This window comes from Rhizobium aethiopicum (assembly GCF_900094625.1).
In the GTDB taxonomy this organism is placed as follows: Bacteria; Pseudomonadota; Alphaproteobacteria; order Rhizobiales; family Rhizobiaceae; genus Rhizobium; species Rhizobium aethiopicum.
This window is the reverse complement of sequence record NZ_FMAJ01000012.1, coordinates 1-13,396: the sequence shown is the minus strand read 5'-3', so window position 1 is coordinate 13,396 and position 13,396 is coordinate 1. Positions and strand designations below refer to the sequence as shown.

Below are 13,396 nucleotides of genomic sequence, written 5' to 3'. Positions count from 1 at the left end.
CTATGATGGTCGCGGAATAATCTCTGTTGTTACACACTCATTGTGCGCTGAGCCACTAACTGCATGGAAACAATCGCTGTCTCCGGCGTAGACCCGGCAACCGATGCGGTAGGGACCCCGCCACCAATGTTGGTTAGGGGGGCATGAACCAGGGCGTAAGTCGTCATAAGTAGATACGCCTTTAGGCGGATAAGCTTGAACGTTTTGTTTCTTTACTCAGATGGAGAAAACAATTCTCTTTGATGTGAAAAGAATATTTGTCCGATGGTGTGAAACCTTGGACGCAATCGCCCGAATAGTTTGTTTTGACTGAAAATCGGGGCCTGTTAGGAGTAGGGGGTTTGCAGGAATGATTGCATCAAACGTCAAGCTGGGTGATGGCAGCGTCATCCATCATCGAGATCTCGTGAATCTATACGGCTGCACGATCGGCGCAGGAACACGCATCGGCACCTTCGTCGAGATTCAGAAGAACGTCACTGTAGGAAAAGACTGCAAGATCTCCAGCCACTCCTTCCTCTGCGAGGGTGTGACACTGGAAGACGGCGTGTTCATCGGCCACGGGGTCATGTTTACCAACGACACATACCCGCGCGCCGTCAATCCGGACGGCAGCCTGCAGACGGAGGCCGACTGGATCCTCATCCCTACCCTGGTCAAGCGCTACGCATCTATCGGCAGCAATGCCACCATTCTGCCTGGCGTGACCATCGGAGAGGCTGCTCAGGTCGGTGCCGGAGCGGTCGTAACGAAGGACGTGCCTGATGGCGCCATCGTCGCTGGCGTTCCGGCTCGGGTGATCGGTCGCGTCAATGACGGACCGGCTGACATCTATGCATTGGGAGAAATGGAATGATCGGCATCGCTGTTGTCGGATATGGGTATTGGGGTCCGAATCTGGTTCGTAACATCTCGGAAGCGGCCGGCGCGCACCTCGTTTCAGTCTGTGATCTCAATGTCGAACGGTTAGCGGCTGTTAAAAGCCGGTATCCCGCAATCACGATCACCGATGACTTCGAGGAGGTCCTGCGCGATCCGAGAGTGGATGCAATCGCCATCGCAACGCCGGTCTCGACCCATTTCAAGCTCGCAATGCAGGCGATGATGGCCGGAAAGCATGTCTTCGTCGAAAAGCCGATGGCATCGACGACGGAGGAAGCCTCGCGGATGGTCGAGGAAGCCGCGCGCCGACGCCTCGTGCTGGCCGTGGATCATACCTTCGTCCACACCGGCGCCGTCCGCAAGATGCGCGAACTGGTCGAAAGCGGCCTGGGCGACATGTATTATTATGACTCGGTTCGGGTCAATCTGGGGTTGTTCCAGCACGATGTCAGCGTGATCTGGGACCTGGCGGTGCATGATCTCTCCATCCTGGACCATGTCGTGCAGGAAAGGCCGGTGGCTGTTTCAGCGACGGGCATGAGCCATGTGCTCGGCGAGCCGGAGAACATTGCCTATCTGACGCTCTTCTTCGAAAGCAAGCTTATCGCCCACGTCCACGTCAATTGGCTGGCCCCGGTCAAGGTCCGCCGCACGCTGATTGGCTGCAGCAACAAGATGATCGTCTATGACGATCTGGAGCCCAGCGAAAAGATCAAGGTCTATGACAAGGGCATCACCATGTGCCCCAATTCCGATGCCTATGGCGAGAAGGTGCATCAGATGATGGTCGGCTACCGCAGCGGTGACATGTGGGCACCCAAGCTCGACATGACCGAGGCACTGAAACGCGAACTGGATCAGTTCGTCGAGTGCGTCGAGCAGAATTCGCGCCCCATTGCAGACGGCCAGGCAGGGCTGCGTGTCGTTCGCATCCTTGAAGCGGCGAGCCGGTCGCTCGCCCAGCGCGGTCGTATCATCGAGCTCGAAGAGGCGAGGCGCATCGCATGATCCCCTTTTTGGACCTCAAAGCACAATATCAATCGATCAAGGGCGAAATCGACGCCGCCGTGCTCGGCGTCTTGGCCTCGGGGCAATACATACTGGGCGAGGAAGTCATCCGCCTCGAGCAGGAATTCGCCGACTATTGCAACGTCAAACATGCAATAGCCGTCAACACCGGGACGAGTGCCCTGCACCTGTCGCTTCTCGCGGCCGGCGTTGGCCCCGGCGATGAAGTCATCACCGTGCCATTCACCTTCGTCGCGACTGTTTCGGCGATCTGCTACACCGGCGCAACACCGGTATTCGTCGACGTGGAGCCGGTGACGCTCACAATGGATCCGGCTCAGCTCGAGGCGAAGATCACCTCCCGGACGAAGGCGATCATTCCCGTTCATCTCTACGGCCAGATGGCCGATATGGATGGCATCACGGCAGTCGCTGATCACTACCGGATCCCGGTGATCGAGGACGCCTGCCAGGCACACGGGGCTCGGTATAAGGCCGCGCGCGCCGGCAGCATCGGTGCATCCGGCTGCTTCAGCTTCTATCCGGGCAAGAATCTCGGCGCCTGCGGTGAGGGCGGTATCGCCGTTACGAATAGCGACGAGCATGCCAAGACCATGCGCATGCTGCGCGACTGGGGTCAGGAACAGCGCTATCACCATCTGCTGAAGGGCTTCAACTACCGCATGGATGCCATTCAGGGAGCCATCCTGCGCGTCAAGCTCCGGCATCTCGAGGCCTGGACCGAAGCCCGTCGTTCGCATGGTCGCCGCTACTCCTCGTTGCTTGCAAAAGCGCAGCATTTGCAAACGCCCGTCGAAGCTCCCGAGCGGCGGCATGTCTACCATGTTTATGCCATTAGAAGCAGCGATCGCGACGGTCTGCAGCGCGTGCTCGCAGCGGAGGGCATTCCTTCCGGTTTACATTATCCGATCCCTGTTCATCTGCAGAAAGCCCATGCCGACCTCGGGTACCAGGTCGGCGACTTCCCGGTCTCGGAAGCCGCCGCACGCGAGGTCCTCTCCCTGCCGATCTATCCTGAAATGCCCGTACAGCATGTCGATCAGGTCGCGGCTGCGCTGGAGTATGCCTATGTCAGCTAATTCAGGCGAGGCTCGCGTTGTGCGGGCCGTTCACGGCCGCAGCGAGAAACCGGCAGATCCTGCCTACCAGGCGGGGCTCGCCGAAGAACTCAGGCAATCATACGGACGCGCCGGCCTCATCGAACTCTACGGTCGCTTCGCTACAGGGGATGGCGTCGTTGACATGATGATGCGGAAAGCCATCTGGCAAGCGATTACTCGGCGTTGTGGCGCGGGGCTGCAGGTTGCAGGCGGCGCCGGTTTCAAACACCCGGAAACCTTCGAAATCGGCGATGGCGTGTTCATCGGCGCTCAAGCCTATATTCAGGGGCGCTACGACGGCACCTGCGTGATCGGCGACAATGTCTGGATCGGCCCGATGGCCTATTTCGACGCTCGCCACCTGGTGATCGAGGATTCCGTCGGGTGGGGGCCTGGCGCCAAGGTGCTTGGCTCGACCCACACGGCACTGCCAATAGATGTTCCGATCATTCGTACGGATCTTGAAATCAAGCCGGTGCGCATCTGTGCAGAGGCCGATATCGGAACGAATGCGACCATTCTTCCCGGCGTGACCATCGGGAAGGGGGCGATCGTCGGAGCGGGGGCAGTCGTCGTTTCCGACGTCGAGCCGTTCTCGGTTGCCGCGGGTGTACCTGCGAAATTCATACGTTGGCGTTCGGAGAATGATCCGATGACGAACATGTCGCGTGAGGGAAGATCATGAGAAACAAACGAGTGCTCATTACCGGCGGTGCCGGTCTGATCGGTTCGCATATTGCCGATCTTGTCGCATTGGAAAAACCTCGCGAGATCATCATCCTCGACAATTTCGTGCGTGGGCGCCGGGACAATCTCAGCACGGCAATATCAAGCGGGTTCGTCAACATCATCGAGGGCGATATCCGCGACAGAGCGCTTCTGGCGAAAACCTTCGAAGGCGTCGACATCGTCTTCCACCAGGCGGCGATCCGCATCACGCAATGCGCGGAAGACCCGCGGCTCGCCTTTGATGTGCTGGCCGAGGGCACGTTCAACGTCCTCGAAGCTGCCGTGAAGGCAGGCGTGTCGAAGGTCGTCGCTGCTTCCTCGGCATCAGTGCTGGGGCTCGCCGAAAGCTTCCCGACCACCGAAGCGCATCATCCCTACAATAACCGGACGATCTATGGTGCGGCGAAGACGTTCAACGAAGGGCTGCTGCGCAGCTTCGCGGAAATGTATGGCCTGCGCTATGTGGCGCTGCGCTATTTCAATGTCTACGGACCGCGAATGGACGTTTACGGCGCCTATACCGAAGTTCTGATCCGCTGGATGGAGCGCCTTGCGGCTGGAATGCCGCCGCTCGTCTATGGAGACGGCAGCCAGACGATGGACTTCGTGGATGCACGCGATATCGCGCGGGCCAACATCCTGGCCGCGAAAAGCGACGTTACGGACGAAGTCTTCAATGTCGCGAGCGGCCAGGAGATAAGCCTCCTGGAACTCGCGCAGATGCTGAGCAGCATCATGGGCGTTTCACTCGAGCCGCAGCACAAAGAGGCCCGGACAGTCAACGGCGTAACCCGTCGTCTCGCCGATATCAGCAAGGCCGAACGGCTCCTCGGTTTCAAAGCGGAAATCTCCATGGAACAGGGGCTTCGTGATCTCGTTGCCTGGTGGCAGCAGCAGACCGCCGCGGGGGGAGCTGCAGCATGAGCTCCCCTCAATCTTCAATTCCGGTCGCCAAGCCCGTTCTCGGGGAGGAAGAGGCCGAGGCTGTGCGTCGCGTCATTCTGTCAGGATGGGTGACGCAGGGACCCGAAGTCGCGGCTTTCGAGAGCGAATTTGCAGCCTTTGTCGGCGCTCCGCAGGCCTGCGCCGTTTCCAACTGCACGACCGCGCTTCATCTGGCCTTGAAGGCGGTCGGCGTCGGCGCCGGTGATGAAGTCATCACGGTCAGCCATTCGTTCATCGCGACGGCGAACGCCATTCGATACTGCGAGGCAGTGCCGGTCTTTGTCGACATCGAAGCGAGCGGGTACAACATCGACCCCAGCCTGATCGAAACCGCAATCACCCCCCGCACCAAGGCAATCCTGTGCGTGCACCAGCTCGGCATGCCATGCGAGCTGCGTTCGATTGTGGAGATCGGCAAGCGTCACTCGATACCGGTCATCGAAGATGCGGCCTGTGCGACGGGAAGCGAAATCCTGTGGGACGGGCGTTGGGAAAAGATCGGCAAGCCGCATGGCGACATCGCCTGCTTCTCTTTCCACCCTCGCAAGGTCGTCACCACGGGTGATGGCGGCATGCTGACCACGGCGAATGCGGAATATGACCGCAAATTCCGGCTGTGGCGCCAGCATGGCATGAGCGTCACCGACGCTGTCCGCCACGGGTCGAAGCAGGTGATCTTCGAGGACTATGACGAACTGGGCTACAACTATCGCATGACCGACCTCCAGGCCGCGGTTGGACGGGTGCAACTGCGCCGGCTGCCGGAGCTGGTTGCGGAGCGCAGGCGGCTTGCAGAACAATATTGCGAGCGCCTCTCCACGATCCCCGGGCTGACGCCGCCGATCGAGCCCGATTGGGCTCGCAGCAACTGGCAGAGTTTCTGCGTGGGCTTACCTGATGCCGTCGACCAGCGGGCAGTCATGCAAGCACTGCTCGATCAGGGCATCTCGACCAGGCGCGGCGTGATGAACATTCATCTGGAGGGAGCCTATTCCGGCGAGAGCTTCCATCGCGTCGCCACTAATCTCGCGCGAAGCGTGTCAGCGCAGCAGCAAACGATAATCCTGCCGCTTTTTGCCCAGATGACGGACCTCGACGTCGCCAGGGTTGTCGAGGCACTTCGCGGATCGATGGCCGAAGCCGCCATTCCACACGCGAACTTGCAGCGTGATCGAGATATCGTTCCTGCGTGATGCAGGGTTTGCTCGCGGGCGAGTCAAGCTAACGCGTGACGCGATCTTTGGGATTCGCTGTCACGCGTTAGGTCGTTGATTGCGTATATCATCGTCGCAAACCGCTGCACGACTTTGCGCGACATGCTCCGTCCATCATCATGCAGACTTCGTGATCCATCGTTTGATGGTTGCGGGCATTGACTCAGGCGGAAGCAGCTTGACCAGCATGCGCAGTGAGTAGAGCCCGCTCACAACCACCGCGACAGAGCCGATCACCATCGCCGGCCACATAGGCAAGACAAAAACGGCTGAGAATACCAATCCCGATGCCGGCAGGAAAAGCAGCGCGTGCCGACGATTGGCGGGCGACCAGCCGAAGCCGGTAAGCCGCCGCACGATCACGTAAATCAGAATGCTATGCCAGACATAGAGGCCAAAAAACGCCATGCCGGCCCCTGGCGTACCGAGCTTCGAGACGAAGAGCCAGGCCAGCCCGACATGCACCAGCGTCGCAGCGACCTCCGTCCAGAAGAAAATCGTCTGCGCACCTTTCGCCAGGACGATGAAACCCATGGGCCAGGCGACAATCCTGAGCATCATCCCAAGACAGATCCAGCGCAGCAGCTCCACGGCGCCATGAAATTCCGCGGAATAGAACAAGCTCATCACGAGCGGCGCCAGCGTCAAGGTGGCGATCAGACCGGGGCCGGCCAAAAGCATGCTGATTTCCGCCTGCTCATTGACCAGCCGATTGCACTCGGCATTGTCGTCCGCGATTGCGGTCAAGCGCGGATAGAAGTCTGTTCCCATCGCCTGCAGAATGAAACCAGCGTAAAGGCCGCCAAGCGCCCAGGCTGCCTGGTACAATCCCGCCGCCACGACGCCCCCTTCATTCAGCACGATGATGCGGATGGCATAGGCCGCGCCGAAGGTCAGAAGCCCGCTTGCCATGAAGGCGACGCCCAGCCTCAGCAGAGCTGTCGCTTCCAGGCCAAACTGGTGCGCCGACACTGGCGGCTGATGCGTGCATATCTGCCTGCTGTACCACCAGCTGGGAAGGATCGAGACGGCTGCAATCGCCACCACAGACGGCGCGATCGCCGGCGCGCCGAACAGATAGATCAGCGGGATGCTGACCATCGTCCCGAAGAGCCCTGTAAGCACGTTGATGCGGGCGAGATTTGCAATGCCGCGCAAGCCCTGGATCAACGCGGTCTGGCCGCCGGACACCAGCCGAAAGAATACGGCCAGCGACAAGAGCGCAATGGCGCCGGCATGCTGGTAGCCGCCGAAGGTGAAGTTAGAGACCGGAAGCGCCAGCGCCGCGAGCAACAGCGCGCCAAGCACTCCCAACACCAGCGAGATGCGCCTGAGCGCTATCGCCGACCGCGCGATCCTCTCTGTGTCGCCGGTGCCTGCTGCCTCGGCGACCCGGCGCACCCCGCTGCTGCTCACCCCGAGACCAGCTATCGCTTGCGCGATATCGACGATCGACCCGTAAAGGCCGATGAGCCCCACGCCTTCCGGTCCGAGGAGAACGGCGAAAGCCTTGTTGCGAATGATGCTGAGAGCGACATTCACCAGCGAGGAACCGCCCATCAGCATCGTCGACTTGAGGATTTGGGTATAGGACTGACCGCTGGGTGGGATCATGCGCAAAGTCATCAAATGTCCCTAGCCATTTGTCCCGTGGAGCAGGATCTCCGGCGCGTTAACGCGGGCATGTTGCTTAACGCAGCTTCGGACATACGCGATCGTGGGTTTACTCATGACCGCTTCGACCTTGGTCCTGCTTTCGCCGAATAAGGGGCCGCCGAGCAGAAAGCTTGATGGCAACACAGGTTTTTGGCGGGTCACTGGCTTGTCCGATTTGCGAGCGTCTCGGTCTCTGCAGATGGGTCGGAGGCAGACTCCGACGGCTCGTCCGGAATGACGGGTCGAACAACTCTCACCACGTCACCGGGCGCCAGTGTCGTCGTTTCGGAGGCCTGGAACTGATCGATTCGTCCTTCATTCCGCCGGCTCACCGTAAAAGTGATGGGGAGTTCCTCGCTGCGGCCTTTCAAGCCATTGTCGGCCGCGAGTTCATCGAGGAGCAGCTTCTGCGTCATCTCGCGCTTCATTTTGAGCTGATCGAGTTTTGCCCGTTCCGACTGCGCTTCGACAGCGACTTCGCTCCGGCGTGTGTCGGACAGTCCCTCGAGATTCCGCGTTGTCTCGCTGATTGCCTGGCGGCCTCGCATGATTGCGGTGACGAGGTCGAGCTTGTCCGAGCGGTACGTCGTCAGCAACCTTTCAAGGTCCAGCTGCCTCGACGAGATCGTCAGGCCTTTCTGCACCAGGGACTTAACGCTGGTCAGCTGGTCCTCGACCGATTTGATATTATCGTCTGCCCCCACCAGTTTCTCTTCCAACGTCGAAATTTCGGTGGTCAAAAGTTCGCGCAATTCCGTGAGCGCCTTTGACTGTCTCTCCAGCGCACTTGCACGAGCTTGAAAAATAACCCTCTCCTCGCTGTATATCCCGGCGGAAAATTGCTGATCGGCGCCGCTCGTCTGACTGAACGTAATTTCCTTCGCGCCGGCCATCTCGGCCTGCAGCCGCGACAGTTTCGCGGTGCTGCGCAGGATCGAGTGATCGATCTCCCGCAATTCGCCGGCGAGCTTGATCGACTGCGTTTGCAGCAGATTTTTAGCGCGAAGCGGGCCGCCGCTCATCGCCAGGGATTGCAGGACGGTAAGGCCGGGGCGGAATTTATACTCTCCGGGCGTGGTTACGTCTCCAACAACATAGATTGGCGGATATTCGAGGATTTCGATGGTAACCGCGGGTGGCTGAACCAAGCCGATTTTTTCCTGCAGACGCTTGGCAATCTCGTTTGTGAGATCGGCGTTTCCGCGATTGCCGACGGAAAGGGACCCAAGAAAGGGCAGGAAGACTGTGCCCTCATCCGAGACCCTGTATTCGCCGCCAAGCGCGTCCCATCGTTCATATTGGCCTTTCGACTGCATCCATTGGACGATCGTCAGACGGATTTTAGTTTGCGGAGCCAGAAGCGCGCTATCGGCGAGAGCCGGCGACACGGCTCCGGCAAGAAAGGCAAGTGCACCGATGACAAATGCCGTGCGCTTGAACAGGTGGGGGGTGCGGTGCGATGAAATCATATACATATCTCGCCTGCAAAACATCCTTGAACGGATGCCGGTTCAATGCCTTGACGCTGTTCGACCGACGGACGAGGTCCGAAGCCGCATCGTCAGTGTGCAGTCTGGCGAAGCCTTGAGGAAGGTGAAGGTCGTTTGCTTTGCCTCATCACTATTGATGAGGTGGTGGCGGTACTTCAGTCAAATTCGAGCGGGAGCCTATATCTCACCGAGGTAGCGCTCCAAAAAATAAGGAGTCGCGCCCACAGGAATAGGCGCGCCAGCCGCTAAGGACAGTGACCGCTTGCTCGTGCCAGATCTAAGGCGCTACCATCCCTGCAGCCTTTGCCATCGCTCGAACGATCCGGCGGATTGCTTCCTGCCCGGGCGTTTCCAGCGTTGGCGCCGCCACACCAGGTTCATGGGACATGGCCGTTTGCCCAAAGGATGCAGTCTGTAGAGCGAAAGGTGTAGGATATACTCGCTTATTTTTCGACTATACTTCGGAACTCGTGTGAAACGACCCTTATAGATTTGACCCCGATAAATTTTGCGAGAGGTACCTGCCATGTATCGCAACGCTCGCCGGTGGACCTCGCGCTCACTCCTGCTGGATTCGTTGATGCCCCGGTGGTTGAGTGTCGGCGGAAAGGGAAAACCGCGCAAGCCTGCCGAAAGGCGTAAGGATAGTGCTCAACTTGCGGCATCTGCGCAGAGCGCGGAAGCAAACAAGCACGGTAATCTCGTCGGCAATCCCGATCATGATGCGGCGCTCGGCGAGAATGATGCTGGACAGAGAGCGGGGGTGATCGGCGGCGCGGACGCTCCGGCCGACATTGACCGCGCAGCACCGTCCTTGCCCTATGCTTTCAAAAGGATTGGCGAAAAGGGAGTTCGAGGCGGTGATGTCGCCGCGTCTGTGCTGTCCGCCCATATGCCGGATTTTGCGCGTTTCCAGGGGCGCGCGGATGGAGTTGCTTTCGGGGCTGAGTCATCCCTTCAGCGCACCTACCCTGGAATGAGCTCCATCGGTGATGATCCGCTGGCTCCCTATCTGCCGCAAAGCCCTGCCCCGACAGTCTCCGGGCAAGATTCTGCAGCGGCGATCGGGGAGCTTGCGCACTCGGGCAAGGTCGTCATTCTCGAATCGACTCCGTCAACGCAGGCGACTGCGCATGAAGCCGGCGCCAATTCACTGGCGTTTGGCATGCCCTTTGGTGTCTGCGGATGCGGCTATTTTACCTCCCCCGCGCGGATGCTCGATTGGGCCCACGGCGGCGCCATGCTTCAACGGGACGGTCAGTTGCCGGGAACCAGGCTGACCGAGGGGCCAGACTTTGTATCGACGATCAAGCGTGCCATCGGTGCCTCGATCAGCGACCCGCTTCTCGATCGTGACTTGTCTCCTCTCTCGGGCTGGCGCGGAACCGCAAGTTGGACGGAATCAATGGTCTTCAACGGATCATTGCCAGGCGGCGGAGAGACCGGAACGGCCTCCGCCAAATCCAAGGGCATCGGCATCCTTTCCGGCTCCGTGACGACGCCGCCTTCCCCACAGCAGCGGTCGCTGACAACGCAAAATCTGGCGGCCGCGGCGGCGGCCAACAACATAATCGTGCTGGAAAACCAGAAGCAGGGTAACCCGGAGAGCGAGTGGGGCATCGACGGTGCCGGCAGCTCCAACATCGAGGGTTTTGCGACCGACATCAGCGTCGACAACGGCAAGACGATCAGCTTCAAGATCAATACGAATTCCACCAATTATCGGATCGATATCTATAGACTCGGCTATTATGGCGGCATGGGCGCCCGCAAGGTCCACACCATTCAACACACCGGATTGCAGACGCAGCCCAATCCGTTGCGCAATGCCTCGACCGGCACGGTGGATGCCGGCAACTGGGCGGTCTCGGCGTCATGGACCGTACCAGAGGACGCGGTCTCAGGCGTCTATATCGCCAAGCTGGTGCGTCAGGATGGCACCTCCGGCCAAAACCATATCCCGTTCATCGTGCGCGACGACGACAGCCGCAGCGACATCGTCTTCCAGACAGCAGACCAGACCTGGCAAGCCTACAACGGCTGGGGCGGCGCAAACTTCTATGGCGGCAACGGACCGGCGACCGGGCAGGGAGCTGGTCGCGCCTATGCGGTCAGCTACAACAGACCGATTGCGACCCGCGGTGGCGTGGGAACCGTTGCCGGCCCGCAGGACTATCTCTTCGGCGCCGAGTACGCAGGCATTTACTGGCTGGAGCAGAACGGCTACGATGTCTCGTATCTATCGGGTGTCGACGTCGACCGCTACGGCAGCCTGTTGCTCAATCACAAAGCCTATATCGACGCCGGGCATGACGAATACTGGTCCGGCCAGCAACGCACCAATGTCGAAGCGGCCCGTGACGCCGGGGTCAACCTGCAGTTCTGGAGCGGCAACGAGGTTTATTGGCGCACCCGCTGGGGCAATGCCTATAGCGCCGATGCCACGCCTTACCGCACGCTGATCTCCTATAAGGAGACCTGGTCGCCGAGCGCCAGCATCGACCCTTCCAACGAATGGACAGGTACTTTCCGTGATCCGCGCCTCAGTCCACCGGCTGTCGGCGGCGGTAATCCGGAAAACTCACTGACTGGGCAGCTGTTCCAGGTCGACGACGTCGGCAGCAATCTCCAGGCGATCACTATTCCCTATGACGACGCCAATTTGCGTGTCTGGCGCAACACGAGCGTCGCCAATCTTCAGCCCGGCCAGACGGCGACGCTCACCAAGAACTATCTTGGTTACGAGTGGGACGAAGCCCCCGACAACGGCTTCGATCCGGCCGGCCTAGTCAAGCTGTCTTCGACGACGGTTCCTGTAAGCACCTACCTGCTCGACTATGGCAACACCACCGGCAATGGCGTCTCGACCCATAATCTGACGCTCTATCGCGCTCCGAGCGGAGCACTGGTGTTCGGTGCCGGTACCGTCTACTGGACATGGGGCCTGAGCGACAATCACGACCTCACGGCGACGCCGACGGACCCGCGCGTGCAGCAGGCAATGGTCAACTTGCTTGCCGATATGGGCATTCAGCCCGGGACGCTGCAATCCGGGCTGGTCGCCGCGACCGCTTCCTCGGACCAGGCTGCTCCAACCTCCGTCATCACGGTGCCTGCGACGGCGACCGTCGGATCCGCCGTTACGATTACAGGCACCGCTGCCGACACGGGCGGCGGGGTGGTCGCCGGCGTCGAGGTTTCCACCGACAATGGCGCAAGTTGGCATCCGGCGACAGGCGATGAGAACTGGACCTATCGCTGGTCGCCGCAGGCCGTCGGTAGCTACACGATCCTGTCCCGCGCCGTAGACGACAGCATCAATCTCGAAACACCCTCGGCTGGACGCACGGTTACCGTCAGTGGGCCAAACTACACGTCTCTCTTCGGCGCGGCGACTCCGGCCGTCGTCAATACAAACGATACGTCAGCCGTCGAACTCGGGGTCCGCTTCCAAACCTCTGTGGCAGGGACTGTCAGCGGCATTCGCTTTTACAAGGGCAGTCAGGACACCGGTACGCATACAGGTTCACTGTGGTCGAGCACCGGTACCCGGATCGCGACTCTCACCTTTACCAACGAGACCGCCAGCGGCTGGCAGAGCGCGTTTTTTTCCAGTCCTGTGGCGTTGACGCCGGGACAGACCTATACGGCGTCGTACCACACCAACGTCGGTCGTTACTCGACAACCACGAACTATTTCACCTCGAACGTAACGAGCGGGCCGCTGACGGCGCCGGCGAGTGGTAATGGCGTATATAGATACGGTAACAACAGCCTGTACCCTACTGCCAGCTTCAGCGCGACGAATTACTGGGTCGACGTGATGTTCAATCCATCGTCCTCGAACACGACGCCGACGGCGGTTGCCGATGCCGGCGACGCGACGGAGAAGGGCGGTGTGGCCAACGGCTCGGGCGGCGTAGTCGCCAGCGGCAACGTCTTGACCAACGACACCGATCCGGATGCCGGCGACACTAAGACGGTGACGGCGGTTCGCTTCGGCACGACATCCGGCACGCTCGGCGCAACGCTGAACGGCACCTATGGCAGTCTCGTGCTCAATGCATCCGGCGCCTATAGTTATGCCGTCAACGAGTCCAATGCCGCCGTGCAGGCGCTTCGCCAGTCGACCAACACGCTGACCGACGTCTTCAGCTATACGATGCGCGACGCTGCCGGTGCCACCGCCACCGCAAACCTCACCGTCACCATCCATGGCGCCAATGACGCGCCGGTGCTTGCCGTCCAGACGGCCGGCCAGAACGCCACCGTCGGCTCCGCCTTCTCCTTCACGCTGCCGACGACCACCTTCAGCGATGTCGACAGCGGCGACACGCTGGCCTATGCGGCA

Annotated in this window: 9 protein-coding genes; 7 read left to right on the top strand and 2 right to left on the bottom strand. The window is 60.2% G+C overall.

What is annotated here, in order from left to right:
* Window positions 1-349: 349 nt before the first annotated feature.
* From GA0061105_RS22765 to GA0061105_RS22740, 6 genes are read left to right on the top strand one after another with little or no spacing between them, the layout of a single operon-like run.
* Complete coding sequence (locus tag GA0061105_RS22765) at window positions 350-856, top strand: acyltransferase (RefSeq protein WP_092753026.1); 507 nt, start codon at window positions 350-352, stop codon at window positions 854-856.
* Complete coding sequence (locus tag GA0061105_RS22760; RefSeq protein WP_064692406.1) at window positions 853-1,890, top strand: Gfo/Idh/MocA family protein; 1,038 nt, start codon at window positions 853-855, stop codon at window positions 1,888-1,890. Before GA0061105_RS22765 ends, GA0061105_RS22760 begins: the two co-directional genes overlap by 4 nt.
* Entirely contained in the window at window positions 1,887-2,990 is a 1,104-nt protein-coding gene (locus GA0061105_RS22755; protein ID WP_092753024.1) for a DegT/DnrJ/EryC1/StrS family aminotransferase, read from the top strand. Before GA0061105_RS22760 ends, GA0061105_RS22755 begins: the two co-directional genes overlap by 4 nt.
* Window positions 2,980-3,696 carry an acyltransferase gene (locus GA0061105_RS22750; RefSeq protein ID WP_092753022.1) on the top strand — a complete coding sequence of 239 codons (717 nt, stop codon included), beginning with the start codon at window positions 2,980-2,982 and terminating at the stop codon, window positions 3,694-3,696. The genes GA0061105_RS22755 and GA0061105_RS22750 overlap by 11 nt, the downstream gene beginning before the upstream one ends.
* Entirely contained in the window at window positions 3,693-4,664 is a 972-nt protein-coding gene (locus tag GA0061105_RS22745) for an NAD-dependent epimerase/dehydratase family protein (RefSeq protein WP_064692409.1), read from the top strand. Before GA0061105_RS22750 ends, GA0061105_RS22745 begins: the two co-directional genes overlap by 4 nt.
* Window positions 4,661-5,878 (top strand): DegT/DnrJ/EryC1/StrS family aminotransferase, encoded by a 1,218-nt coding sequence (locus GA0061105_RS22740; RefSeq protein ID WP_064692410.1) that lies wholly within the window; start codon window positions 4,661-4,663, stop codon window positions 5,876-5,878. The genes GA0061105_RS22745 and GA0061105_RS22740 overlap by 4 nt, the downstream gene beginning before the upstream one ends.
* A 138-nt stretch (window positions 5,879-6,016) precedes the next feature.
* Here GA0061105_RS22740 and GA0061105_RS22735 read toward each other — a convergent pair whose 3' ends face one another.
* Both GA0061105_RS22735 and GA0061105_RS22730 read right to left on the bottom strand, forming a co-directional pair.
* Window positions 6,017-7,525, bottom strand: a complete 1,509-nt coding sequence (locus GA0061105_RS22735) for an O-antigen translocase (RefSeq protein WP_064692411.1) — start codon at window positions 7,523-7,525, stop codon at window positions 6,017-6,019.
* A gap of 188 nt (window positions 7,526-7,713) precedes the next feature.
* Window positions 7,714-9,030: a polysaccharide biosynthesis/export family protein gene (locus tag GA0061105_RS22730; protein WP_092753020.1), complete on the bottom strand. Its 1,317-nt coding sequence runs from the start codon at window positions 9,028-9,030 to the stop codon at window positions 7,714-7,716.
* A gap of 541 nt (window positions 9,031-9,571) precedes the next feature.
* On the opposite strand from GA0061105_RS22730, the gene GA0061105_RS22725 reads away from it, so the two are divergent.
* On the top strand, window positions 9,572-13,396 hold a 3,825-nt coding region (locus GA0061105_RS22725), incomplete at its 3' end, for a N,N-dimethylformamidase beta subunit family domain-containing protein (RefSeq protein WP_092753018.1).